The 26,451-nt window shown below is 40.5% G+C and carries 21 protein-coding genes, 3 tRNA genes and 1 pseudogene; 19 read left to right on the forward strand and 6 right to left on the reverse strand.

Features of this window, described 5'->3' with window-relative positions:
* Positions 1-35 precede the first annotated feature (35 nt).
* From secY to ASJ81_RS09810, 3 genes are all read left to right on the forward strand, one after another.
* Complete coding sequence (secY, locus tag ASJ81_RS09800) at positions 36-1,514, forward strand: preprotein translocase subunit SecY (protein WP_095644308.1); 1,479 nt, start codon at positions 36-38, stop codon at positions 1,512-1,514.
* An 82-nt stretch (positions 1,515-1,596) separates the two neighbouring features.
* A complete protein-coding gene (locus tag ASJ81_RS09805) occupies positions 1,597-2,244 on the forward strand; it encodes an adenylate kinase (RefSeq protein ID WP_095644309.1) in 648 nt (215 codons plus the stop codon).
* Between the two features lie 194 nt (positions 2,245-2,438).
* Entirely contained in the window at positions 2,439-2,717 is a 279-nt protein-coding gene (locus ASJ81_RS09810) for a winged helix-turn-helix transcriptional regulator (RefSeq protein WP_095644310.1), read from the forward strand.
* A 314-nt stretch (positions 2,718-3,031) separates the two neighbouring features.
* Here the strand turns inward: ASJ81_RS09810 and ASJ81_RS09815 are convergent, their stop codons facing one another.
* Positions 3,032-3,646 carry a carbonate dehydratase gene (locus tag ASJ81_RS09815; protein ID WP_095644311.1) on the reverse strand — a complete coding sequence of 205 codons (615 nt, stop codon included), beginning with the start codon at positions 3,644-3,646 and terminating at the stop codon, positions 3,032-3,034.
* Positions 3,647-4,118: 472 nt separating this feature from the next.
* Here ASJ81_RS09815 and ASJ81_RS09820 point away from each other — a divergent pair, with 472 nt between their 5' ends.
* The 13 genes from ASJ81_RS09820 to ASJ81_RS09875 all read left to right on the forward strand — a co-directional run bounded on the left by ASJ81_RS09820 (position 4,119) and on the right by ASJ81_RS09875 (position 13,227).
* Entirely contained in the window at positions 4,119-4,739 is a 621-nt protein-coding gene (locus ASJ81_RS09820; protein ID WP_095644328.1) for a DUF106 domain-containing protein, read from the forward strand.
* On the forward strand, positions 4,739-5,281 hold the full coding sequence (gene cmk / locus ASJ81_RS09825; RefSeq protein ID WP_048108841.1) for a (d)CMP kinase: 543 nt from the start codon (positions 4,739-4,741) through the stop codon (positions 5,279-5,281). The genes ASJ81_RS09820 and cmk overlap by 1 nt, the downstream gene beginning before the upstream one ends.
* A 290-nt stretch (positions 5,282-5,571) precedes the next feature.
* A complete protein-coding gene (locus tag ASJ81_RS09830) occupies positions 5,572-6,588 on the forward strand; it encodes an RNA-guided pseudouridylation complex pseudouridine synthase subunit Cbf5 (protein ID WP_095644312.1) in 1,017 nt (338 codons plus the stop codon).
* 175 nt (positions 6,589-6,763) lie between these two features.
* A tRNA-Ser gene (locus tag ASJ81_RS09835) sits at positions 6,764-6,846 on the forward strand.
* Between the two features lie 770 nt (positions 6,847-7,616).
* Positions 7,617-8,324 (forward strand): ABC transporter ATP-binding protein, encoded by a 708-nt coding sequence (locus ASJ81_RS09840; RefSeq protein WP_095644313.1) that lies wholly within the window; start codon positions 7,617-7,619, stop codon positions 8,322-8,324.
* Positions 8,317-9,885, forward strand: coding sequence for a hypothetical protein (locus tag ASJ81_RS09845; RefSeq protein ID WP_095644329.1), 1,569 nt, complete (start codon positions 8,317-8,319; stop codon positions 9,883-9,885). The genes ASJ81_RS09840 and ASJ81_RS09845 overlap by 8 nt, the downstream gene beginning before the upstream one ends.
* 225 nt (positions 9,886-10,110) lie before the next feature.
* Positions 10,111-10,257 (forward strand): hypothetical protein, encoded by a 147-nt coding sequence (locus ASJ81_RS22755; RefSeq protein ID WP_170943266.1) that lies wholly within the window; start codon positions 10,111-10,113, stop codon positions 10,255-10,257.
* The gene (locus ASJ81_RS09850) at positions 10,208-10,696 is read left to right on the forward strand and encodes a 30S ribosomal protein S13 (protein WP_095644314.1); all 489 of its coding nucleotides are present in this window, start codon (positions 10,208-10,210) and stop codon (positions 10,694-10,696) included. The genes ASJ81_RS22755 and ASJ81_RS09850 overlap by 50 nt, the downstream gene beginning before the upstream one ends.
* Positions 10,697-10,718: 22 nt before the next feature.
* The gene (locus ASJ81_RS09855) at positions 10,719-11,372 is read left to right on the forward strand and encodes a 30S ribosomal protein S4 (protein ID WP_095644315.1); all 654 of its coding nucleotides are present in this window, start codon (positions 10,719-10,721) and stop codon (positions 11,370-11,372) included.
* A 2-nt stretch (positions 11,373-11,374) separates the two neighbouring features.
* Complete coding sequence (locus tag ASJ81_RS09860; protein WP_011305118.1) at positions 11,375-11,755, forward strand: 30S ribosomal protein S11; 381 nt, start codon at positions 11,375-11,377, stop codon at positions 11,753-11,755.
* 85 nt (positions 11,756-11,840) lie between these two features.
* Positions 11,841-12,641: a DNA-directed RNA polymerase subunit D gene (locus ASJ81_RS09865; RefSeq protein WP_095644316.1), complete on the forward strand. Its 801-nt coding sequence runs from the start codon at positions 11,841-11,843 to the stop codon at positions 12,639-12,641.
* A 306-nt stretch (positions 12,642-12,947) separates the two neighbouring features.
* A tRNA-Leu gene (locus ASJ81_RS09870) sits at positions 12,948-13,032 on the forward strand.
* 110 nt (positions 13,033-13,142) lie between these two features.
* Positions 13,143-13,227, forward strand: a tRNA-Leu gene (locus ASJ81_RS09875).
* Between the two features lie 113 nt (positions 13,228-13,340).
* Here ASJ81_RS09875 and ASJ81_RS09880 read toward each other — a convergent pair.
* Positions 13,341-14,111, reverse strand: coding sequence for a DUF429 domain-containing protein (locus tag ASJ81_RS09880; RefSeq protein ID WP_095644317.1), 771 nt, complete (start codon positions 14,109-14,111; stop codon positions 13,341-13,343).
* Positions 14,112-14,828: 717 nt separating this feature from the next.
* Positions 14,829-17,120, reverse strand: a complete 2,292-nt coding sequence (locus tag ASJ81_RS09885) for a tetratricopeptide repeat protein (protein WP_245860012.1) — start codon at positions 17,118-17,120, stop codon at positions 14,829-14,831.
* Between the two features lie 359 nt (positions 17,121-17,479).
* Between ASJ81_RS09885 and ASJ81_RS09890 the strand changes: the two genes are divergently transcribed.
* The 3 genes from ASJ81_RS09890 to ASJ81_RS09905 all read left to right on the forward strand — a co-directional run bounded on the left by ASJ81_RS09890 (position 17,480) and on the right by ASJ81_RS09905 (position 24,394).
* Positions 17,480-18,796, forward strand: coding sequence for a metallophosphoesterase family protein (locus tag ASJ81_RS09890; RefSeq protein ID WP_245860014.1), 1,317 nt, complete (start codon positions 17,480-17,482; stop codon positions 18,794-18,796).
* A complete protein-coding gene (locus tag ASJ81_RS09895) occupies positions 18,786-22,640 on the forward strand; it encodes an AAA family ATPase (RefSeq protein WP_095644320.1) in 3,855 nt (1,284 codons plus the stop codon). The genes ASJ81_RS09890 and ASJ81_RS09895 overlap by 11 nt, the downstream gene beginning before the upstream one ends.
* A gap of 695 nt (positions 22,641-23,335) precedes the next feature.
* Positions 23,336-24,394 (forward strand): tetratricopeptide repeat protein, encoded by a 1,059-nt coding sequence (locus ASJ81_RS09905; RefSeq protein WP_095644322.1) that lies wholly within the window; start codon positions 23,336-23,338, stop codon positions 24,392-24,394.
* A gap of 277 nt (positions 24,395-24,671) precedes the next feature.
* On the opposite strand, the gene ASJ81_RS09910 is transcribed toward ASJ81_RS09905, so the two are convergent.
* The 3 genes and pseudogenes from ASJ81_RS09910 to ASJ81_RS22760 form a co-directional block, all read right to left on the reverse strand.
* Positions 24,672-25,043: a DUF2795 domain-containing protein gene (locus tag ASJ81_RS09910; protein WP_095644323.1), complete on the reverse strand. Its 372-nt coding sequence runs from the start codon at positions 25,041-25,043 to the stop codon at positions 24,672-24,674.
* A 310-nt stretch (positions 25,044-25,353) separates the two neighbouring features.
* On the reverse strand, positions 25,354-25,911 hold the full coding sequence (locus ASJ81_RS09915; protein ID WP_141241654.1) for a hypothetical protein: 558 nt from the start codon (positions 25,909-25,911) through the stop codon (positions 25,354-25,356).
* Between the two features lie 279 nt (positions 25,912-26,190).
* A pseudogene (locus ASJ81_RS22760) lies at positions 26,191-26,451 on the reverse strand (hypothetical protein); the annotation flags it as partial.

Below are 26,451 nucleotides of genomic sequence, written 5' to 3' on the forward strand. Positions count from 1 at the left end.
TATTATAATAAATTATATTTTAAATGGTGTAATCGATGACTCTCAGGGATACGTTAGAACCGTTTTTTAACAAGTTACCTGCAGTAGCAAGTCCGGAAAAACACGTCCATTTTAAGGATAAGCTCTGGTGGACTCTGGGAGTCCTTTTGCTGTACTTTGCTCTGGCAAATGTACCGCTTTTCGGGATGTCCCAGGATTCGGTTGACCTTTTTGAATCTTACCGTGCCTTCTTTGCAGGCGCGTCTGGATCTCTAGTTCTCCTAGGTATCGGGCCTATTGTCACGGCTTCGATTGTCCTGCAACTTCTTGTTGGAGCAGATATTATCAAACTGGACCTGTCGGATCCCAAAGATCAGGCATTCTTTCAGGGAGCACAGAAATTTCTTGTGTTTATCATGATCATACTGGAAGCGCTGCCGCAGCTGCTTGGTGGATATATTCAGCCGGATCCGGGGCTTGCTTCTTCTCTCGGTGTAGGCCTGGGAGTAATCACCTTCCTGCTCCTTATACAGATATTCATTGGAGGCGTACTCATCCTGTTCATGGATGAAGTAGTTTCCAAATGGGGTATTGGTTCAGGAGTCGGGCTTTTCATTGTTGCGGGAATCTCACAACAGATTGTTACAGGGCTCGTTAACTGGGAGCCTGACTCAACAGGTTATCCGGTAGGGTTGATTCCGAAATGGATTTACATTGCGCAGACTGTCGGAGCGGATTACCTCTTCTCAGGTGACGGCGTGATATTCATGCTGGTCAGAGGAGGAATTCTGGCACTACTGAGTACAGTTATTATCTTCCTGCTTGTAGTATATGTGGAAAGTACAAGGATTGAAATCCCTCTCGCGCACAGTGCAGTTAGAGGGGCCAGAGGTCGTTTTCCTGTCAAGCTCATATACTCTTCGGTGCTGCCAATGATCCTTGTCCGAGCTCTTCAGGCTAACATCCAGATGATAGGGATTATTCTTGCAGGCAGGGGAATCACTTTCCTTGGAGAGTTCAACGGGTCCACACCTCTAAACGGGATCATGTATTACCTTGCTCCCATACACAGTCCTTATGACTGGGTCCCATCTCTTGTGAGAGAGTCCTTTTCAGGTTATGGTGTAACCGCTCCTGCTGGATGGCAGATAGGGCTTCATGTCTTTACGGATGCTTTCATGCTTATTGTAGGCGGGATTATCTTTTCCCTCTTCTGGATAGAAACTACAGGCATGGGGGCTAAACCTACAGCCCAGAAAATTTTCAACTCCGGTATGCAGATTCCGGGCTTCAGGCGGAATATTAGCAGTATTGAAAAAGTTACGCAGCGCTATATTCCAAAAGTTACCGTAATCGGTGGAGCTTTCATAGGATTACTTACTCTGGTTGCTAGCCTGCTAGGTACTCTTGGAAGTGCTGGAGGTACAGGGTTGCTACTTACTGTAAGTATTGTATACAGGCTGTACGAGGACATCGCATCCGAGCAGATGATGGAGATGCACCCGATGATACGTTCCTTCTTTGGAGAGCAGTAAACCCGCTTTGGATTGCAAAAAGGTATAAAAAGGAATCGAATTTAGATGTAATGTAAACAAACCAAAATACAGGGATCTTCGAATGAATATAATACTCTTCGGCCCTCCTGGTGCCGGAAAAGGCACCCAGGCCAAAAAAATGGTTGACTATTATGGAATCCCTCAGATTTCCACAGGAGATATCCTGCGGGCAAATGTCAGGGAAGGAACCGAACTTGGGCTTGCAGCCAAGAAATATATGGACAAAGGAGAGCTTGTTCCCGATGAGGTACTTATAGGGATTATTAAGAACCGTCTGAAAGAACAGGACTGTGAAAAGGGTTTCATTCTTGATGGGTATCCAAGGACACTACCTCAGGCTGATGCTCTTGCAGTCATCCTTGATGAGATCAATAAGCCCATAGATGTTGTTCTTAACCTTGAAGTGCCTGACGAAGAACTGGTTGAAAGAATAAGCGGTCGTCTAATGTGCAACTGTGGTGCGAGTTACCACAGGACTTTTAATCCGCCAAAAAAAGATGAGATCTGTGATATTTGCGGTGGCAAGGTTTTCCAACGTGCTGACGACAAAGAAGAAGCTGTTAAGACCCGTCTCAGTGTCTATAAAAAGCAGACCGAACCCCTCATTGACTATTATGCAAAGCAGGGAGTTCTGATAACGCTTGACGGTACAAAAGATATAGATGAAGTTTTTGAAGAAATAAAGGCAGTTCTTGTGAAATTTGCTTGAAATCTTTATTTCTTTTATCTTCATTTCTTTTTTCTTTTTAATATTTTCTCGTCACTTCGATTTTCTGTTAAGCCATCTATATTTTTCGAAAAACTTTATTTTTTTTCGTATCATCTTGATTCAAATAATTTGATTTAAATAATATGTAGCTATTTATGTTAACAAGAACTACACTACGGAGAAGCTGAGTTGGTATGACTGAAAACTCGATCGATGAACTGGTTAACTGGGTTATCAGCGTTGATCGCCGTTTAATTCTTATGGACTCCATGAAAAGGCATCCCTTTGTAAGGGCTTCGGATATTGCCCACGAGGCAAGCCGATCTACACAGAATATCAGCCACGCTTTAAAGGAACTTGAGAGCAGGGGTTTAATTAAGTGTTTGACTCCTGAGAAAACAACATGGAGAAAGTATACCCTGACAGAAGAGGGAAAAACAATTTTAGAAAAACTGGATGGAAAATACCTTTGATTATTGAAATAACGGAACGTCTCTATTAACTAAATTAACCAAATGTTAATAAGATCTTTAGCTGAATGTGTTAATCGGTAATTGGAACTATCCGAAAAATGTTGTGGCCTAATGAAAAGTGTTGTGGCCTAACGTATCTTAAAATTAACAGTACCGTATTCAGAAATGATACTGATATTACAGATCTATAGCTTAAAATCTGTTGTAGCTTAAAATCTGTTGTAGCTTAAAATCTGTTGTAGCTTTAAAATATGTTATTATTGACTTTTCTGATTGGTTCTCAGTCACATTACTACTGAACTCTAAGTAATTTATCATTCTGTATTTTCAAAAACCTCGGTTTTTTCGATCTTATTTTCCTGTAATATCCTTAAAGGTAGATCTTGATTCTCAAGTTGAAGCCTTTTATATCCTTCCACCAGTTCAAGATTTGCCCTGACAACAGATTCTTTGAACTCTGCAAGGTCTGTTGTGATATCTTCAAGTGCATTTGCCGCTCTTTGATCATTGATAACCCTTCCGTCAGGTACCATTTTGTGTGGAAGAATTTTGACTCCGCGAACAACAGCCTTGTGAAGAACCAGAGTATCTTTTCCCAGGGAGCAGTCAAACGTCAAGGCTCCAAAACCTACAAAACAATTTTCTCCTATCTCACAGGGGCCATGTACGATGCACCCGTGTGCAAGAGATGTGTTGTTACCTATCTCCACTTGTGAATTGTAAAGGGAATGAATTATTACATTGTCCTGAATATTACAGCCGCTTCGGATAACTATTGAAGACCCAGGTTCGTCTGCCCTAATTACGGCATTAGGGCCAACAAATACGTCTCCTTCTATAGTTACATCTCCTATTATAATCGCGGTGTCGAATATCAAGGCTTTACTGCTTATTTTTGGAAACTGTCCACTGGGGTTTGGAAACTGCATTTTTCAAATTCCTCCTAAAGCCTGCAGTATAAGTTTATCTCTCAACTTTCCAGACTGTAGTTTCTTATTATGATAATTTATGAAAAGATATTTAAACATTTTTTGTTTAAACATATTTAGCTGAATGGTAGTTTACAAGAGTGCAGTTACATGTGGCTGTAGTAGGTTAACAACTAGAGAAGCAAGCTAAAAATTATACCGGAGAGTTAGTGATTGTACGCTTATCTTTGACTGCTACTTGTCCGGTGTTGTTCGGGAAGGTTCAATCTGAATTTCATAGAATAGTATAACTTATATATACATCGACACTTATTAACCAGAACAACCTGTGTAATCGTTTAAAATTGGCTCCGTAATCGAGCTGATTTATCATGACCTTAAGATACTTTAAGCTTGTCAAGCTTTTATTATCGGAATTCTTCTACATTTGAAGATCTCAGAATAACTATTGAATCTGAACGGTGAGAACAACTTGGTTTCGGAGACATTAAAAAATCAAATAGACCGGTTCCTGCTAGCTCTCGGTTTTTCCCTTATGATCGGGATTATGGTTCTTGGGCAGGGTTTCAGAGAGGCTGTCGGAAAAGTCGTAGGGACTTTAATGAATCCCATACTTGCTCTGATCGGGCAGGAGAATTTCTATCTAATCCTTTTGGTAATGGCGTCTATTACTGCTATTTACGCATCCGTTATCCAGAAATACACAATTGACTGGGACCTCATGAAGAATACCCAGGAACGCATGAAAGCTTTCCAGAAGGAATTCCGGGAGGCGCAGCTTTCCCAGAACACTTATATGCTTAAAAAACTGGAAGAACAACGCCAGGAAATGATGGAAGACCAGATGAAGATGTCCAAGCAGCAGTTCAAGCCTATGGCTTACATCAGTATCATTTCCGTTCCTCTCTTTATGTGGGCTTATTATTACATCAGTGGACACGCGAACGCCACGATGGTTTTTCCTTTTTGGGGTAAACAGTTGCTGACTTCTCATGCTTTTTTGTACTTCCAGCACTGGCTATACTGGTATTTTATTTGTTCTCTTGGAGTTAGCCAATTTATCAGAAAGGCATTGAATATCGGTGGGGTCTGATGCGGATAACAGTTAGCGGGCTTCCCGGAAGTGGAACGACTACCGTCTCAAGACTCCTTGCAGAATATTATGAATTTGAACTGATTTCCTCGGGTGAAATTTTCAGGAAGATAGCCAGGGAGAAGGGAATGAGCCTGGCAGAATTCGGGGCTATGGCCGAAAAAGACCCTTCTATTGACCTGGCTATTGATAATAATCAGAGGGCTGTTATCCATAGTCACGAAAAGCTGATACTCGAAAGCAGGCTTGCGGGTCATATGGCTAAAGATGTCCCGAATGTACTTAAAATCTGGATAAAGGCTCCGCTACCTGCTCGGGTAAAACGAATCCTGAGGCGGGAAAAATCAATTTCTTTTGACGAAGAGCTCGAAAGAACAATTAAGCGGGAAAAATCCGAAGCCCTTCGTTATATGAGCTATTATAATATCGATATTAATGACCTCTCAGTTTACGACATCGTTATTGATTCTGAAAAATGGAACCAGTATCAGATCCTTGACATTCTCAGGACCGCTGTTGATTCTCTTGTAGGCCCGGAATAACTTCCCACAAGTTCTAAAAGGCTGGATTTTTATATAAAGCGTAGAGTTTTATTTGCCAGAAGCTGATATTACTGATATACTATAGCAATTATGAGTCTTCGGCATATGATCTCTCTTAAATCTCTCTTTAATTTAAATCTCTCTTTAATTAATACTGCCCGAATTTCCTTCTTACATGCATCGCGGGAATTTCCTTAAATCGCATTTATTTTCACTTGTCATGAGTTACGGGTTACTGTATACTATCGTATCTACGTCTATAAATTCAGTTAAGGAGTTTTTGAAAAACTATGTCACCTGCCGGCAAATTGCCATCAGAAGCTGAAAGAACTCTTGTCCGGAAATCCGTTGCCTGGTCAAATCCTTCTTACGGCTCTTATCCGGAAAAGCGCCCTATACTTGAGTACATCGAGAAAGGTGTTGTAAATATTGATAAGCCAAAGGGGCCGACAAGCCACGAGGTTGCAGCCTGGGTAAAAGCTATTCTGGGTGTGAATACGGCAGGGCATGCAGGCTCGCTTGATCCCAAGGTTACAGGGCTTTTGCCAACTTTACTCGGAAAGGCTACAAAAGCGGTCCCTGCTCTGCGCCTTTCCGGAAAGGAATATGTCTGCCTTCTGAAGCTTCATAAAGAAATGCCTCAAAAACTGGTAAGGAAGGTATGTGAGGAATTTACAGGCCCTATCTACCAGATGCCTCCTATCAAATCAGCTGTCAAACGCGTTGTCAGGGTAAGGACGATCTATTACCTTGAAGTGCTTGAAATTGAAGGCAGTTTTGTGCTCTTTCGCGTAGGATGTGAAGCCGGAACTTATATCAGGAAACTCTGCCATGACATTGGGCTTGCTCTTGGTTGTGGCGGACATATGCAGGAACTCAGGAGGACAAAAGCAGGCCCGTTTACCGAGGAGACGCTTGTCACCCTCCAGGATCTCAAAGATGCATATGTACTCTGGAAGGAAGACGGAGATGAGTCCGAAATCCGGCGGGTAGTCATGCCAATGGAAACGGCTGTATCCCACCTTCCTAAAATTATCCTGCGGGACAGTGCAGTAGATGCAGTCTGTTCAGGGGCTGCTCTGGCAGTTCCGGGCATAACAAGTCTGGATGCAAACCTTAAGAAAGGCGAACTGATAGCGTTATTTACCCTTAAAGGTGAATTCATTGCCCTTGCAAAAGCTGAATTAGGTACAGAAGAGCTCCTCAAAGCCTCGACCGGACTTGCAGCGACCTCAGTCCGGGTCATGATGGAAGCAGGAACTTATCCGAAAAGTTGGGACAAAAAAGAGTATGGTGTTAAGTCCTGACCTATAAAACTCTTTTAGAAATCCTTCTTTTAGAATAAAGTTTATATATCACTATTCCGTTATGGTATAAGTCGTGCCATAAGCTTTTTGGCAACCTTTCAAAGCAATCTTTCCAAAGGCTAGGTATAATTCACGTATAAAGATGTGGCATAAACGAGTTGTATTGAAGTTTTGTGCCGAGGTAGTCTAGTGGTAGGGCGCAAGCCTGGAAAGCTTGTGGGGCCTAGCCCCTCGGGAGTTCGAATCTCCCCCTCGGCGTATCTTCTTAAGCCTTTCTTGAATTATATTTATATATCTTTTCTAAGTTATGTTTACAAACTTTTTCTAAATTATGTTTACAAACTTTTTCTAAATTATGTTTACAAACTTTTTCTAAATTATGTTTACAAACTTTTTCTAAATTATGTTTACAAACTTTTTCTAAATTATGTTTACAAACTTTTTCTAAATTATGTTTACAAACTTTTTCTAAATTATGTTTACAAACTTTTTCTAAATTATGTTTACAAACTTTTTCTAAATTATGTTTTCAAGTCTTTTCTAAATTATGTTTAAATCTGTAGATGTCTCCGATTTTGTTGCGAATATATCTTCTCATACTCAATTGTATCTTGAATTACCAATAGTTTGAGTTCCTCCGAAAAAAGATCATAAGGAACACTTCCATTGTACATGAATTGTTGAACACTTCTCCTGTAAAAAGCAGGTTAAAAGGGTCATAAATATTTGAAGTTTTGATTAAAATTAAGTAAATTCTTATTCCTTAGGCTGGTAAGCTATATTTTTTTCCTGAAACAGATTGTAAATTTGTAAAAAGAAAAGTTTCTCTATTAAAAAAGTTAGTATTTGTAGAATGAGAATCTGAATAAAAATCTTTTAAAACCATGAGTGAAATGGGATAATACAGAAATTATGATCGAAGAAAGAAGTTAATCTGACAATGTCAAGGTAAGAAACCCAAAAATGATCGATTGATTTTCAGGCGGGAACGAGAAAAAATAAACGGAAACAAACAGGGAATATTGAAAATGAAACTGATCCTGAACCATATCGTAAAAAGTTTTGATAAAAAAGAGGTTTTACGGGGTGCGAGCTTTGCCTTTGAAAAGGGGAAAATTTATGGACTCCTCGGTAGAAACGGCTCAGGTAAAACCACACTGTTTAACTGCATCAATGAAGATTTGAAGATTGACAATGGCTCAATTCTCCTTGAAGAAAACAGAGTGAAGAGAGAACTTTGTCCAGACGATATCGGATATGTTCTATCGACGCCAGTCGTTCCGGAGTTCTTAACAGGTAGAGAGTTTTTAAAGTTCTTTCTTGACATCAACATGAAAAAGATTCCTGACATTAAGCCTATTGACGAATATTTCAACTTTGTAAAAATCGGAATGGAGGACCGCGACAGGCTTTTGAAGGACTATTCTCATGGCATGAAGAGTAAGATGCAAATGCTTGTAAGCTTCATAGCAAATCCCTGCATTCTACTTTTAGACGAGCCGCTGACCTCATTTGACGTTGTGGTCGCCGACGAAATGAAGAGGCTATTGCGCCAAATCAAAAAAGACCATATTATTATTTTTTCTACTCATATCATGGAGCTTGCACTGGATTTATGCGACGAGATCGTGATCCTGAGCGGCGGGGTTCTGGAAAATATGGAAAAGGATGACCTCAGCAACGAAGCTTTCAAGGATAAGATCATTCAGGCCCTCAGGAAGGATGAAAATGATTGATACTTTCCTCATGTCCTTCAGGCTTAAAAACGCATACCAAACAAATGGCATTATCTATTCGCTCAAATCCATCCCTGTCATCAAAAAGCTGCTACCGGTCTCACTCTATAGAAGTCCGGGGCTGAAAAGACTTGCCAATTTTGTCAGCATTTTATGGGAGATAATCTCGACTTTTCTGAGCAAGCTGCTTTATTTGTTTATTATGATCTTTCTTCTAAAAGACCACATGAAAAGTAGTCCTGCGAACAGCTTCATGCATATATTTTTCTTTCTTACCGTTGCTGGCGGTTTTCTCAACACGCAAATATTTGATCCCACCAGAGACAAGTATTATGCCATTTTTCTCATGCGAATGAGCGCGCGGAAGTATATGCTTTCGAATTATTTCTATTTCCTTTTGAAAATCGTTGTCGGATTTTTGCCTTTCACGCTGCTTCTCGGACTGCTTTCCGGGATACCTATGGTTATCTGCCTTTTGATGCCGCTTTTCGTAGTTTCCGTAAAACTGGTTTTTACTGCTTTCGCGCTTCATAGCTATGTCAGAACCGGCCATGCAAAAAATGAAAATAAGTTCAATCCGGTTGCCTTGATTGGCATTGCCGCATCATTGGTTGCAGCATATCTTCTGCCGTTTCTCGGCTATGCTATCAACGGAGCTATTTTTCTTACGTTGTTTGTCATTTCTGCTGTTATGGCTGTATTTTCCTTTTCTTATGTGCTCAAATTTCGTGAATACCGAAGTATTTGCAAGGAGCTTCTCACAGCGGACAGTTTTGTTATGAACAGAAAAGATATGGCTGCACGAGCTGTTCAAAAATCTTTGCAAACTAATATAGAAATTAAGGCAACAAGCAGCAAAAGCGGCTATCAGTATTTCAACGACCTTTTTGTTCAGCGGCACAGTATGTTGCTTACCAAATCGGCCAAATATATCACCTTAATTTCTCTTACGGTGCTTGCGTTTTCCATAACGGCCTGTTTTCTTATCCACGAGGCAAAACCGGTAATAAACGGGATGATGCTGACTTTTTTGCCTTATTTTCTGTTTGTCATGTATTTTATTAATCGCGGCAAGGTTATCACCCAAGCCATGTTCATGAACTGTGACCACAGTATGCTTACCTACAGGTTTTACAGGCAGCCACGTGCAATTTTGTTTCTCTTTACGGAACGGCTGAAATCCATTATATGGATAAATTTAATGCCCGCTTCGGTACTTGCATTCGGGCTGCCGCTTCTGTTATGGCTTACAGGCGGAACGGACAATGTACTGAATTATGTGTTACTGTTTGTTTCCATTGTCGCTATGTCGGTATTTTTTTCGGTGCACAATATGGTGTTATATTATCTTTTGCAGCCTTACAATATCGGTCTCGAAATAAAAAATGGTACTTTTTCCATTCTCAATTCCTTTACTTATTTCGTTTGTTATTTTGCCATTGGTAAGAAGGTCCCGACTCTGATTTTCGGCACGTTGATTTCAGTATTTTGCATTGTATATATCGCCGTTGCCTTGATTCTTGCATATAGGCTTGCACCGAAGACATTTAAGCTGCGGTAATAACGGTTTTATGTAAACTAAAAAAGAGGACAGATACTGAATCGCCCTCTTTTTATTTCTTCGAAATTAGGTTGATGCTGGTGGAGGATACTTTTCGACTTTTTACAGCAGGCCTGATATCAAGCCACGGCCAGCATAACTGTTATCAACTTTCAGTCCTTCGGAACATCCGCTTTCAGTTGGGTCTAAGCGCAGATATCCTTATATACTGGTAACTGCATGTAAATGAATTCATCAGTATGTGCTGTAAAGAAGCTCCTTTTGAGAGCTGCTCCTGACTTTTTCGTGTATTCTTTTAGGGTATTCGATCAGGGGCTACAGGATGCTGTATGCATTCCCCTGGAGGGAGTATATGGTAGAAGAAAAGAATAATGAAGAATTAAGGCATCTTGTTCGGATTATGAATACCGACTTGCAGGGGGCAAAACCGGTAGAGTACGCCCTTACAGGTCTTCCGGGAATCGGGAGACGCACTGCTATCCTTATTGCAAAGGGCGCAGGGGTAGATCCTACTGCTACACTTGGATACCTGCCAGATGAAGAAGTGGCAAAGCTAGATGACGCAATCGGGAATTTTGAGGAAATTGTCCCGTCCTGGATGTTAAACAGGCAAAGAGACCTGGCAACAGGACAGGATAAGCACCTGCTCGGAACGGATATCTTACTGACTTTCAGGGAAGATATTAACAACCTGAAAAAGGTTCGCGCCTACAGAGGACTCAGGCACGAAAGAGGCCTTAAGGTCAGAGGACAGAGAACAAAATCAACAGGCCGCCGCGGATCAACTGTCGGTGTCAGCAGAAAGAAGTGATTTTCCGGTCAGGTGATTTTAAATGGCATATCCAGGTAAACAAAGTAAAAGTTTTGAGACTCCTAAGCACCCCTGGCAGGAAGCCAGGATGGCATCTGAAGTCCAGCTTGTAAAGGCATACGGTCTAAGAAACAAGAGAGAAGTTTGGAAAGCAGCCAGTAAGCTCAGGATGTACAGATCTGAAGCCAGAACATTACTTGCAAGCGCTGCAAACTCTCAGGAAAGAGGACTTGAAGGACATCAAAAGACCCAGTCCGAAGAAATTCTTGCAAAGCTTATCCGTTACGGTATCATCAAATCAGATGCTAACATTGACGACATTCTCTCTTTAAAAACCGAAAATATTCTCGAAAGGAGACTCCAGACTCAGGTTCTCCGTCTCGGGCTTGCCAGAACGGTTGTCCAGGCTCGTCAGTTTATTACTCACGGGCATATCGCAATAAACGGCAGAAAAGCTACAGTTCCTGGAATGCTTGTCTCCAAGGAAGATGAAATGCATATCGGGTATTATTTAACCTCTCCGCTTGTTAGCGAATCTCACGCTGAAAGACCTGTGCAGGTGGCAGCTTTCCTTGCAGACAGCACAACTACTTTAAGAGCTGTTGCAGAAGCAAAACAGGCTAGAGAGAAACCTCCTGAAAGAGGCGGCGGAAAGAAGAAGAGAGGGAGGAGATAATCATGGCAGACATGAAATGGGCCGTAGCTCACATCAAATCTTCATTTAACAACACAATCATTACTGTAACCGATATTACAGGAGCTGAGACTATTGCAAAGTCTTCCGGCGGTATGGTTGTAAAAGCTGCACGAGACGAGAGCTCTCCTTATACTGCCATGCAGATGGCAGGCCAGCTTGCTGACCAGCTAAGGGACAAGGGGATCCACGGCATCCATATAAGGGTAAGAGCACCTGGCGGGAACAAGCAGAGAAGTCCGGGCCCTGGCGCTCAGGCTGCAATCAGGGCTTTTGCAAGAGCAGGAATCCGGATTGGCAGGATTGAAGATGTTACTCCTGTCCCGCACGATGGTACTCGCCCGAAAGGCGGAAGACGTGTATAAGAGAATTCTTCAGAGAATTTCTTCCGAAATTCTCCTAAAACTCTCTTTTTCAATGTTATCAAAAATATAAGGGAAATTAAGGAATATGACGATGGAAGTAGACATTCTGGAGTTATCGGATAGATCTGCAAAATTCGTGCTCTCAAAAGTTAGCACATCTTTTGCCAACGGCATTCGGCGCGCCATGGTCGCAGATGTACCAACGCTTGCGATTGAATATGTGAACCTTTATGACAACACCTCGGTACTCTATGATGAGCAGCTGGCTCTACGTCTGTCCTTAATCCCGCTTGTTACGGATGTAGAGACGTATGTGCCACAGGCAGAATGCGACGTCTGCGGAGGAGAGGGCTGTCCTGCCTGCGAGGTTTCCTTAACCCTGAGCGCAGAAGGTCCGGGCACGGTTTATTCACGGGATCTTATCTCCTCTGACCCAAAAATACAGCCTGCTGATCCCAATATCCCGATCGTTGAGCTGAAAAAAGGTCAGAAGCTTGTGCTTGAGGCCATTGCTCATATGGGCTACGGTAGGGACAGCGTTAAATGGCAGGCAGGAGTCGCTTGCGGCTACAAGAACGTGCCTGTTATAACCATTGAAAACTGCGATGCATGCGGGCACTGTGCAGCCGAATGCCCGAAAAGCATTATACGGTTTGAAGATTCAGGGGCCAAAGTTTCTGACGAAGATGTCCTGAAATGCTCACTCTGCAGGCTCTGCGAACAGGTCTGTGATATTAACGCGATAAAGATTGGCTTCGATGAGAATGCTTTTGTGTTTACAATGGAGTCCGATGGTTCTTACACAGCGAAAGACCTTGCCCTTAATGCAGCAGATGTGGTCAAAGGCAGAGCTGAAGAACTTTTAAGCATTCTGGACCAGTTCTGAGCTCCAGCTCGGATAGGCCCATACCCAATTTTTTGAAGTTAAAGGCACTTAGAGCCCTGAATATTTCAATGAGTAGACATTTCTCTGGACTTTCTATGCCTGATCTATTATTATTTTGTACCTGAATACTATAGAAGCCATTTTGTCTAATTAGTATTCTTCCAAAACTTATTCCCTGTGACCTTCATGACTCGAAATGTTTATATATTATCCATGATATTGTGAGGGAGTGCAAGGCGTAAAGCGCGCCGGATATTCATAACGAAACAGTACTAAACATAGATTTAACACAGATTAATACGAAATGCGAGGGTTGCCCAGCCAGGTCAAAGGCGCTAGGTTGAGGGCCTAGTTTCGTAGGAATTCGTGGGTTCGAATCCCATCCCTCGCACTAAATTTCTTAATCTGTCAACTTAAAATACTTAACTTCAAATTTTCATACGTTTTTAAAAGTTATTTTTGTGAAGAATTCCATATTCTTTGCTTGTAATATATCGCTATGCGAGGGTTGCCCAGCCAGGTCAAAGGCGCTAGGTTGAGGGCCTAGTTTCGTAGGAATTCGTGGGTTCGAATCCCATCCCTCGCACTAATGTTTTATCTATTTTCTTTAGCTGCTTTTCTCTGCTTTGAAGGCATATTTTGATCTTGCAATCTTATGCTTGATTTTTGTAGTTTCAGTTTCCAACATTGTAAATCCTATTAACAAATCGTTGTATAAACCACCTGCATAGGAAGCCCTTGAGAGTCTTTTTCAGGAACTTCGGGGATAGATTTTAGTCCCCTCTGAAAAGACAATTTTGCTGTTACAGAGACGACCAGAGCATCAAGAATATCGTCTTTTGCCACATCTTTACGTCTATATTTGGAAAGAGCATTCTGCACAATTTTATCTGTGGAAGTACAAATTCCTTGCAGTAGCTTCTTTCTTTCGTTAAAACCTTCACTCTCCTTTTTAGAATACTCCATTGGCTTTCCGGCAAGAGCCCAAAAGCAAACTTCGGGATGGGTTTCTATTATTTTTTCCTTTGCAGAACCTGTGGCTATAAGAAAATCATTCATTTCTCGGATTTTTGGAACGATTCCCCATGTTTGTTTTGTAAGCCGTTTGCCTGTAACTTCTTCATTGATGACACAAGCGCTTTCATAGTTTCTTGCATAGATTGCTTCTTTACAGGGAGTTGGAAAAACGCTGGATTGCCTGTAGGGTCTTAATAATCTTCGAGCTTCTACATCACAGGATCTTCTCTTTAAATTAGATTTGCTGTCTATTAAACCAATAGGAATGTCCACAAGTATACGCACATTAATTTTGCCGTCATAAAAATAGTTCCAGAGATCCGAGATTTTATAAAACTGAAATACACCAAAACTATCAGTTTCTGTTAGTGCAACTGCAAACCAACCAGCTCTGCATCCGTCTACACCAACAAACACTTTTTTATCCATATGCAGGGTTTGCAGTTCAGGCATATAGAACCTTTTAGAGGAAGCTTTGAATAGGGTTATTTGTAATTTATCAGACGTAATTACCAGCTCTTTCTTATAATACAATCTGCTTATTGCTTGAAATTAGTTCTGACAAATGTGAAAAAATAAATTCTTCACAAGCTATGTGATGAATTTGAAAGCCGCATGCTTCTAAAAACCACAAAATCGAATTAATTGTGCATTAATACAGCAAAAACCGCACTAAATGATAGAAAAACAAAGTCTGAGAAAGAGGTTATTGAATTTCTAAAAAGGTAATCGATCTGTACATTTTTACTTGAAAGTATGATTTTATTTTTCAACATAAAGGTTAGAAACCTCATTTTTCCATCTTGTTTTCATGTTGTTTTTATCCTGTTTCCATCCTGTTTCTCCTATCTTTTTTGGATTTTTGGATTTTTAGCCAGCCTTCAATCTGTTTTATCTCAAAAGTATTTCGTTTTTAAATAATGGTCTTGTTCCATTGTCTGGTTGGTATCTCATCTTTAAATGTACCTGTTCAATTGCATTCGTTTTCTAAACTTACCAGCATACTTGAAACTAAAACCTGCAAAACAAGACAAATGGATGCAGAGCGCAAATCTGTGCATTTTCTGGGTAGACATTGACTTATTACTGAAGAACTGCCAGGAAAAACATAAGGGTGTAATTACACCCTGTCCTGAAATTTGTTTTTATGAAACCTGTGTTCTTCGGATTTCAGAGCTCTTTTCCGGGCCCCTCATCTTCCATTATAAATTCATCAGGTCCGCATACTTTCTCAATTTTCTCCTTTATTTTGTCAGCTTTTGCAGCGTATTCTTCTGCTTCTTTTTCTCTGCCCATATCCGTGAGTAAATTTGAGTATTCTGCAAATGTTACTGCTGCTCCACCCAGATCTAAGAAATTTTCAGGTTTTTCTTCAAGTATTTTTGCGTTTAGGGGAATGCTTTTTTCGAAAGCCTCTTTTGATTTGTCATACTCTCCGGCTGAATGATATGTAATACCTAGCTGTGTATATAAAACACTCATCATTGACTGGTACTCAAGGTTATCGGGTTCAGACTCAATATGTTTATCCAGGATCGTCTGAATTGATTCGTAGATTGGGATAGCTACGTCGTAATTCCCGAGTTGTTCATGTAAAATCCCGTTAAGTGTCCGAATTTCACAGACGGCTTTCCAGTTTTCCGGTTTTTCAGGAGCTTTTTTATATAAGTCCTCATAGTAATCACGGACAAAGGCCAGGTATTCTTTCGCAAGATCGTACTTTTTTTCATGAATGAACAAAGTTGCCTGCTTCTGGAGTAACATCGCCAGCAGGTCTTTTACAAAGTCTTCTTCGTTTTCATCTTGAAGAATACTCCTGAAAACATCGGCTGATTTTGAATACTGCAGTTTTGCAAATTCCGGTTTTCCTGCTTTTTCAAAAAGTAGCCCAAGGTCTTTGTAGGAAAGAGCCAGTTCTTTTTTGTAACCGTTGTCTTCTGGATCCTCGCTGGCAATCTGCAAGCTCAGTTCTGTGATGCGCTCACGGTGCTGGATTGCGCTTTCATATTGTTTTTGCCTCAAAGCTAGGGATTCAAGGTCCTTCAGGGTATAAATGAGATCTTCCCTGTAATCTATACTCTCCGGGAAAAGCTTCAAGGCTTTTTCTTTTATTTTAAGAGCTTTTTCATAGTAATTGAGAGCGGTTTCAGGCTCAAGATCCGGATATAGTTCACCTATGTAATCCAGGGAATTTGCGATACCTATTTCATTGTCAATATTTTTTGGATCAGATTCAAGCAATTTTTTATAGATGTCAATTCCCTCTTCATAGTACTGTTTTGCAGTTTCTATATCTTCTTTTCCTGCGTAGAGGTGTCCGATCTGGTCCAGAGTGGCTGCTATATTTGCTGCATTTACCTGGTTTTCAGGATCTCTTTTTTGAATATTCCTGTAAATTTTGATTTCCTGCATGCGACACTCTTTTGCATGCTCTATGTCTTCCAGCTCTTCAAATAGTTTCCCAAGTTCGGCAAAGTCGTCGGAAATCTCATATTGATATCTCAGGTTCTCCGATTTTTTCCCGGCTAATTCTTTGAGTGTTTCAAGGGCTTTTTCAGCATATTGAGTCGCTTTTTCAACTTCATTTTCATCATAAAAAATCCTGCTGAGAGTCTGGTATATTTCGCGCTGTTTCCGGATGTAACTAATTTTACCAGGTTGTTTTCTGAGTTTTTCGTTTAGAAAGTCGAGGGCCCGGAGGTAGGTTTCCTCAGTTTTCTCGATGTTTCCAAGTTTTATGTACAGGTCAGCTGAGACTTCGTATAAGGAAAGAAGATGATTAGAGACTATCATGTTTCCGGGTTCTTTTTTGAGGATTTTTTTATAGATTTCTTCTATCTGTTCAAAGACCCGGTTTGCATCCTCAAAATTCCCGAATAAAAGACAATAATCTTTAAATTGTTCCGTGATTTTCTTCAGGTTATCAAATAATTCCTGTTTCCCGGGAATCAGTTCGAATAATTTCCCATAATTTTGCACGATTCTTTTGACCAGTTCTAGCTCAGCTTCAGTCTTCTGAGCTTTCAGGTAATAGGTTCTTATATTTTCCAAAAATTTCAAATAATTATGTATGTATTCCGGATTATCCGGAACCCTGACAATAAGATTATCATAAGTGGCAAGAATTCTATTTATATCTCTTTTACTTCTGTATAAATACTCCTCCGTTTTTGAAACACTGTCAAACTCGTAGAGAGTCTTTATAGTGAAACCAAATGAATTGTAGATATAGTACTGATGCACCGGTTCTCCGGGGTCAGCCTGAAAGAGAGGCACGGCAAATTCGATTAGATTCTGGAACTCTTCCAGGGCTTCCTCTTTCCTTTGCTCGGCAAGCAAAGCTCTTCCTTTTAACATAAAGATCGAGCACAGGTAGTCAGGTCTCTTTGCCTTTTCAGAAAGCTTTTCGGCTTTTGCAAGGTTTTCAAGCGCTTTTTTAGATTTTCCAGTATTAATTTGCACTAAAGAGGTCTCTAGAATCCGTTGTATTGTATCCATAAGCTGTTTGGACATAGAAATAGATTGTAATTCCAGTAATAAAAGATATCTCCAGTTCAGGGGCCTACAAAAAATAAGCGGAAAGTCCAACACTGTCAAAAAAGCCTTACTCTTAATTTGAATCATTTTTAATTTCTTACCATACCTGTACAAATCTGAAATTCTAATAAGTCCCTTTAGTTGAAGATTTAAACTTTTAACAAACACTTATGGGATTAATTCTTAATTTAATCATCTGTTTCTGAAGCCTAATCCAGAACATTTAACTGGGTTTATATACAGTTGGAGGTATAAATATTATAAATATGTTAGTGGTATCTCCAATGAAAAAAACAAATATGTCGGCAGATGTTGGCAGGGCCGGGACTTTGAGTTTTGTTCATGCTGCGGATTTACACCTTGACAGTCCATTTACTGGGATCTCCGGGATTGATCCTGAGCTTGGGGAAAGGCTTGCGAAAGCTACCTTTCAGGCTTATGAGGCGATTATAGAGCTCTGTATGGATGAAGAAGTCGATTTTCTGCTTATTGCGGGGGACATATATGACAGTGCCGACAAAAGCCTCTATGCGCAGGTGAAGTTTGTAGAGGGGCTCAGGAGACTCGAAACCGCCGGAATTCAGGTTTTTATCTGCCATGGGAACCACGATCCTCTTGACGGCTGGTCTGCAAGCCTTACATGGCCCGAAAATGTACATATCATGAGTGGGGAAGGGGCCGAGGTTGTGGAATTCAAAAAAGAAGGGAAAACTGCCGCCGTCATAGTGGGGATGAGCTATCCGACACAGCACATAATGAAAAATCTTGTAAAAGACTTTCCAAGAAAAGAAGATAACTGGCCGTTTACCATAGGGCTTCTGCATTGCAGCGTGGGAAGCAACCCGGAACATGATCCTTATGCACCCTGTACCCTGCAGGACCTCAGGGAGCTCAATTATGATTACTGGGCTCTTGGTCACATCCATACTCCTTCTGTAGTTTGCAAAGAAGCTCCGGTTGTGATATATCCCGGAAATCCGCAGGGCAGGCATCCCGGTGAAACCGGGGCCAGGGGGTGCTTTGTTGTGAATGTTTCCTCAGGAGGAGATACTTCTACCAGGTTTATAGAGACCGACTCTGTCCGCTGGCATATCAGGGAAATTTCCATAGAAGGTCTGGAAAAAGAAGGGGAGTTAATAGAAAGCCTTCAAAGCCAGCTTGACGATATAAGGGAAAAGTCAGGAGGAAGATCTGCTATTTGCAGGTTTATTCTTAAAGGAAGGGGACCGCTGCATTACATTCTCAGTCAGGAGGGATTGCTTGAGGATCTCATGCGTTTGCTCAGGGAAGGAGAAAACTGGAGTAGACAGTTCATCTGGATAGAGCGCATTGAAAATGAGACGCTCTTTTCGGTAGAAAGAGAGCTTCTTCTGAAAAGGGAAGATTTTGTAGGAGATCTGGTAAAAATTGTAGAGGGCTTGAAGACTGATGAAAAAGCTCGAAATGAGTTCCGTGAGTTTCTTTCACCTCTTTTTTTTAGTTCCAGGAACGGAAGAAAATACATTACCAGAATTGATAACGAAGAGATGAGTTCTCTGCTTCAGCGAGCTGAAAATATCCTGCTTGATGCCTTACTTACGGAGGAAGATAATGAAAATTAATGCCATCCATATTGATGGCTTCGGCAAGTTTTCCAGCTTGTCTATGGGAGATCTTCCCTCAGGTCTGGTCGTTTTTACAGGGGCAAATGAGGCAGGAAAATCGACATTATTTACTTTTATCCGGAGAATGAATTTCGGTCTAACTAACACAAGGCTCTGCAACCTCTATCCTCCACTTGAAGGTGTAAAGCATGGGGGACGGCTTGCGGTGACTGATTCTACCGGAGACCGATGGGTCATAGAGAGAAATGCAGGCAGAAAAGAAGATGTAAAGGTTTTGCTTCCAGATGGGAATCTAGGAGGTAAGGCTGAACTCCTTAAACTATTAGGCTATGCGGACAGAAATGTCTTTGAAAATATCTATGCTTTTGGCCTTGAAGAACTACAGAGTTTCGAGACCCTGAACGACCTGAGCATCAACAGTAAACTCTACAGTGCTGGCACGGGAGTTGGAGTTTCTATTTCAGGACTGATGAACTCGGTCAGCAGCATTGAAAACAATCTGTATAGGCCTAGAGGTAGCAAACCTCTTATAAATGAGCTATTAAGGGAGATAGGAAAAACTGAAGTAAAAATTTCCGAATTTGAAGGAGTCCAGAAAAAATACGATTCGCTTCATTTCGAAATGGAACAGAAAACTCTGGAAATTAACCAATTAAAACAAAAGTCTCAGAATATAAGGAAAAAACTAAACCACATTCAAAACTTAATTTCTGTCTGGGAAGACTGGAAGGTCTTCAGTGAGTCAAAAATCGCCCTTGAAAGCTTACCTGAGCTTGAAAGTTTCCCTGAAAAAGGGGGGGAAAAGCTTACAAGACTCAAGGAGCGAACTGGGGAAATAAGGGAGACTATCTCGAGGCTGCAGCAGGAACTGGATAAAAATGCCGTTAAAGAAATAAGCTTTTCACCTGACGAAAACCTTCTGCAGCAAAAAGATTCGGTGCTGGAACTGAGAAGCGGAATTGAAAAGTACAGGTCTGAAGAAAAAACGCTTCCTTCTCTGGAAATGAACCTCAGGCAGGAAAAAGCCGGGCTTACTGAGCTTCTTCTGGAACTCGGTCCGGCCTGGAACGAAGAATCTCTGGATCGTTTTGACCGCTCTATCCCTGCAAAGGAATCAGTTATTCAGATGCGAAGGTCAGTAGAGGAAATTGAAGATAAAGTAAAAGAGACCAGAAACGAACTTCAGCAGGTCCTTAACAGCATCGAAAGGATACTCCAGGAAAATAATCTTTTTGAAGAAAGCCTTCTTGTACACAGAGACCGGGTCATCGAACTTGGAAACGGAATCGAAAAATACCAGGCTGATAAGGATTTTCTCCTTTTCGGAACTCAGGAACTTCAGGATAGGAAGGCTGAACTCAGGAAAACTCTTTCAGGACTTGAGGAGGGATGGGATGAAACTGTCCTTGATCTTTTCGAGCATTCCATCATTTCAAAAGAAACTGTGCTCAGAAAGCGAAGGGAAATGGAGGAGGCAGGAAAAATAATTGAGAGGCACTGTGACAGGCTTAAACTTGCTTCTGAGGAAATTAGAGAAGTCTGCGAGGAAATCGAGGCTCTAAAAGAGAAAATTGAGGTATACTCGACCTTTCCCAGGCCTGAAGAGCTGAAGCAGGAGCTTGAAGCTGTAAGCTATCTCAGGGTGACCCAACCTCTCCTGAGAGAAAAAGAAAATGAACTCAAAAATCTGGAAAAAGAAGAAATGCTTTTTACAGCTTTGGGACACAGAGAAACCGAAAATGAGAGCGGACTTCCACTCTGGCCTGCAGGAATGATTCTGCTTTCAGGTTGCATTGGCCTGGTTTACGAAAGTATTAATGGTACTCTGCTTTCCGGACTTGTCATATTTCTTCTTCTTTTCACTACCTCTGCAGTATACTTTTTGAAAGCCACTAATAAGTCCTCGGTCCAGCCGGCATGGGAAGAACACCCGGAGAATACTAAATCCCGTAAACAGGATATAAAGGACTCAAAGGAAAAGCTGTTCAGAGAGATTGCTGCACTGAAAGTATCTATGAAAACCCGTGCAAAAAAATGTGGCTTTGAAGATATTCCTGATCCCTCAATAAGGGAAAAAAAAGCCGATGAACTGCAAAGGGCCATGGTTGAGTTGAAGACTGCCTCGGAGCTGCGCCAGAGGGAGGAAAAGCTCCAGAAGAAGCTGGATAGGTTAAATGCAAGTTATATGGGACTTAAGGATACTCTCAGGACCGAAGAGGCAAAGCAGGAAAAAGTTTTCCAGGAATGGAAGGTATGGCTCGTTTCTTCAGGGCTCAGCCCTGAGTTCTCTCCAGAGGATGTGCTTGAACTTGTTTCCGCAGTTGGCGCCTGCCTGGAAAAACAAAAGAATATAATAGAACTGGAAAAACAGGTAAAGCTCAAAGAAGCTACTGTTAGAAAATACGAAGAAAAAGCCTGTAAAGTTCTGGAAGCATGTGGAAGGCCTTTTTCAGGAATCATAATCGAAAGTGAAATAGCAAAACTCAGGGAAGACGTAAGTTTTGCATTTAATCAGGCTGAAAGAGTGAGAAAACTTGAGGCTGAGTCCGAAGGCCTTAATCATAAAAAAGGAAAGCTGGAAGCCAGGCTCCTTGAGGAGAAAAAGGCAAGTGATGCCATATCCGAAAAGTGGACTAGCTGGCTTAGGAATTACGGACTTGATCCTTCGCTTTCAGTAGAAAGTGTGCTTGAAATTTTTTCGGTAATCAGGACGTGCTTTGACAGGCAGCGGGCTATCCGGAAACTTGAAGAACAGGCAGCTTCCAGCAGAACGTCGATAGAAGCCTATGAAGCAAAAGTAGCCGGGGTCCTGCAAGAATGTGGACTTCCTTTTTCCGGACTCTCTTTTGACGCCCGGGTTGAAAAACTCCTTTCAGACTTTGAAAAGTCATCTGATGAGGCAAGAAACCTTCAGCAGCTGAAAACGAAATCGAAAGAACTCAATATTGAACTTCAGGCAGCCAGGAATAAGTATGAAGAGGCTGCAGAAGAGTTTGCAGTTCTTCTTAATTCCGGTTATGCAGAGACGGAAGAAGAATTCTACGAAAACGCTCGGTTCTGGGCTCAACGAACCGAGCTGGAAACTAGGAAAAGAGAAGCTGAACAACAAATCCGGCGGGTTTCCAGAGATGACGAAGAGTACAAGCTTTTAGTGGGAGAGCTGCAAGCCTCTGATCTCTCAGGTCTGAAAGACGAGAATTGCAGGCTTGAGGAGTGCCTGAAAACCCTGGAACAAGAGGTCTCAAATACTATAGACAGTCGTGGAGCGATACGAAACCAGATCGAACAGCTTGAACATGGAAGCGAAGGTTCCCTGGCAAGGGTAATGCAGGAAAGCCTGCTGGAAGAACTCCACGAAAAGTCAAGGGAATGGGCTTCTCTGGTTTTAGCCCGGGAGATCCTTGCTAAAGCAGTCAAAGTCTATGAAAAGGAAAGACAGCCTGCAGTTCTCGTGGAAGCCCAGGCTTTTTTCTCAAATATTACCGGAGGCAGGTACACAAGGATTTATTCTCCACTCAACTCTACCGAAATTTATGTTGAAGACCGGAATGGACGTCAGAAGAGCATCCAGGAACTCAGTCGGGGAACGGCCGAACAGCTTTATCTCTCTCTACGCTTCGGTTTCATTAGAGAATTCGGCCGACATTCGGAATCTCTTCCAATTGTTTTTGATGACGTTCTGGTGAACTTTGATCCTGTACGTTGCAAAAGTACCTGTGAAGCCATAAAGGATCTTGCATCGGACAACCAGATTTTTTATTTCACTTGTCATCCAGAAACCGTACGGATGCTCGTTGAAAGTTTTCCTGAAGCCAGAGCTGTAGACCTTGATGCAGTATAACAGAAAGTTAAACGTAAAAGAGCCTGATAGAGAGTTAAAGCGTAAAAGAGCTGGTGGATCATATAAGGAGCTGCTAATCCAAAAGTTTAAATTTACTTTTCTTAGTCAAATTTCAAATGACCATCGATTATTTAATAACAAAAGTGACTCCAAGACTTTAATTGAAATCTCATTTATTTTTGAATCTGTCAAATTCTCTCAGAATCCGACATCGGCGGCTAAGTAAATCTTGATTTTTTTCATCAAACTTTTTTACCAGGGAGCTCTACTTTTTCCAATATCTTTTTTCAAAAAGTATATTTTAATATTACATTGCAAATATATATCCGTGGGAAATATATCTTCTTGGGAAATATTTCGGGTTAATGAGAACAAGTGCAGGTTTAAGGTCAGCGAGCTTAGTAAAGCCAACAAATCTCGTTTGATAAGTGATTAAGTAAAATTCTTAAGTAAAATTCTGATAATGAGTTCTGGCAATGAGTTCTGGCAATGAATCCTGATAATGAATCCTGATAATGAATTCTGATAATGAATTCTGATAATGAGTTCTGATAATGAGTTCTGATAATGAGTTCTGATAATGAGTTCTGATAATGAGTTCTGATAATGAGTTCTGATAATGAATTCTGATAGTGAATTCTGATAATGAGTTCTGGCAATGAATTCTGACAAACATATTTTCGGGTTCTGATAATATGAGTGCAACGGATAAAAGTCGTGAGTTTCATCACTCTAAGAGAGACTCATTTTATGAAGAGGAATTTATCGGATTAGAAACGTATGAAGGAAGAAAAAACGATATTGAAGTCATTAACATTCTCGGGTCTTTAATGCAGGATGAAGACTTTTCATTAGAAGATGAGAGCAGCTTTACTATTAAGAAAATACTGGCTTTTCTTGAAAAAGAAATAACTGAAGATCAATATTTTACTGAGGCATGGCTGATTAAAGGTACTGTACTCTATAAAACCGGCAAATACAGAAGTTCAATAGAAGCTTTTGACAGTGCCCTGGAAACTATACCAGAGGTAATTTCTAAAGAAAACCTGTACCTATGGAAAAAGAGTGACAATATAAACTATAAATATGCACTAAAGTTCAAGGCTCTTGCCTTATTCAAGCTTGGAAGATATAAAGAGGCAATGGATACACTTAACGAGATCCTTTCACTCTATCCAGAGGACGTTGAAATCCAGAAATATAAAAACATGTTGTCTAAACTCGAAGATGAAAGTCTGATTAAAGAGTTGAATACTCTCCCATATAACTCTCCTGAAGTGTCCGGTAAGGGGCACAGAGACAGGCAGGTTTACGAACCGGATAAGTATGTGAGAGCGCTGGAAGAATTTGATAAATGTCTTGAAATCAACCCGGATGATGCAGATATCTGGAACTATAAAGGCTCTGCTCTTTATACTCTTGGTAGATATGAAGAGGCTTTAGAAGCATTTGATAAATCTCTTGAGATTAATCCTAAAAATGAAAACGTTTGGAGTTTCAAAGGTTCTACTCTTTATATGCTTGATAGGCCTGAAAAAGCATTAAAGGCACTTGATAAAGCGCTGCAGAGTAACCCAAACAGACCTGAAGCCTGGTTCAACAAAGGGTCTATTCTCTTTGAACTCGGAAGATATAAGCAGTCACTATCTGCAGTAGAGAATACTTTAAGAATTAGTGCGGAAGACACAAATGCTTTGAATCTCAAAAACTCTATTCTTCATAAACTTGGGGAGGACAAAGAACCAATTACCTGAAAAGGATGACGAATCAATTATTTGTTTATTTCTCTAATATATTTCTTTCCAGACTCATATCTTGATGGATAAGTATTATCTTTTGAGGAAAATTTAAGGGATTATTTTCCCCTCTTAAAAATTCAAGACAAAAGGCGGTCTGAACCGAAGTTACAGTTTTTCCATCTTGTTTTTGGTCTTCTGCTTTAACCTTCTGTTTTAATCTTCTGTTTTAATCTTCTGTTTTAATCTTCTGTTTTAATCTTTCGCTTTTAGCGGCTACCTGTCTGAAATCGAATTATCTGTTCTGGATTCTGGCTCTGCATTCTTTGATAACATCATCAGGGCTGGAGTATTCCTTATCCGGGCAGGCCTCAAGAGCTTTTATTATTACATCACGGACATGAAGATCTCTAGCTTCATTGACCAGCTCCTGTTTTGTTGCAGGATATTTCCTTTTATGGAAAGCTTCTACAGCCTTTTGAAAACCTTCAAATTCATTGACGACGTCGTCAGCGCTGTTGTATTTCCTGTCTGGAATGTTCTCAAGAGTCTGCATTGTGTCGCCACTAATATTCTGTTTTCGGGCTTCGTCGATGACCTGGTTCTTCGTTGCAGGATATTTTACATTTCCTAAAATGCTCTGAACTTCAGTAGTGCTTGCTTGCATTACTTTTTCTCCCCCATATTATGATTTTTTCCCATATTATGATTTTATTTTCTCGGAGTTCCTTTCGATCTCAACCTGTTTTACTCCTTGTTTGATAAGTTCATTTTCTAAATTTAGGTTTCCAAAGCCTTTCCCAATTTAATTTCTCACCCTCTTTTATTCCCTCTTTACTACTACTCTAGTTTAATATAAAAAGAATTCAAACTAAATGTTTGTTAAAAGAGAGTTACTCAGGTCAGTAAGGCGATAGTTCTTAAAAGATTAGGCTTTATCTTAAAAGCTTAAAGGCTTATCTTAAAAAGCTTGATCTTTACCTTTGCCAGTGAGTTTCTTCCATATCAATAGCTGCAAAAATCTGTACAAGAGGGTGTCTTTTTATAGCTCTCATCAAATCTTCTGGGGTATACTCCATACCATATTCATAGCATGAAAAAAGTCCCATATGATAAAGGATTATATCCCTTTCGTTGCGTGTAAGTCTTATATACTTTTTAATTCTCTCAATAGAAAGAATTGAATGCTTATTATTTGCAGGATGATCTGGTAACGTCCGATAATTTCCATAATCCCCAATATATAATCCTTCTTTACAGACATCGTGGCACAAAGCAATAATTATTAAAGAATCTTCAGGAAGTTGCTCTTTTTCCTTAAGACGAGAGTTCGATAATTTCAGCGGTTCTAATAAATTGAGGCAATGTTCCGCAAGTCCGCCGGGATAATCTCTATGATATTTTGTACTTGCTGGTGCAGAAAAGAAATCAGAGGTTTCAATGTACTGGATGTAATCTTTAACTCCTTCTCTCTCCACTTCATTTAAGAGATCGCGAATATAAGTTTCGTTGGCAAAGATTTCATCCTCAGTCAACATTTCAGTTCCTTCAAATATCAAAAATTATTGAGATTCTTATATAGTTTGACTTCAACAAATGTTATTTTTCTGATAAAAAGTAAATTTTGCTCCTACCTATCTATATATTAGATAGCTGGAAACTAAATAAATGCAATAGAATAAATTTTCCTTAAGTTTAATAATTATAGAAAACGTACATGATATTCTTCGAATAACATGCACAACTAAATGAAAGTACTCCCCTCTCTTTTTTTTGACTATTAAGGTATCCTCTTCAAATTGAGTGGAAAGCTCTCAATTTCTGCTTATTGAGCTTTTTTCTCTGATTAGTTGAGCCAGAGATGGCATCCCAAATGTACCGCTAACTCTATCACATATGTACTGATATGCACTTACACCCAGTTTCTTTGCTGTCTGAACAATCGTCATAAATGTGTCATTTGCTTTTGTTCCTTCCTCTGTTATGGTTTGAAGGCTCACATCTCTTTTTCTGACTTTTGCTCTCGCCGCTAGTTCCGCTGCATTGTTATGCAGCGGAACCTCTGGCAACAGCAG

The sequence above is a fragment of the Methanosarcina spelaei genome, from assembly GCF_002287235.1.
In the GTDB taxonomy this organism is placed as follows: domain Archaea; phylum Halobacteriota; class Methanosarcinia; order Methanosarcinales; family Methanosarcinaceae; genus Methanosarcina; species Methanosarcina spelaei.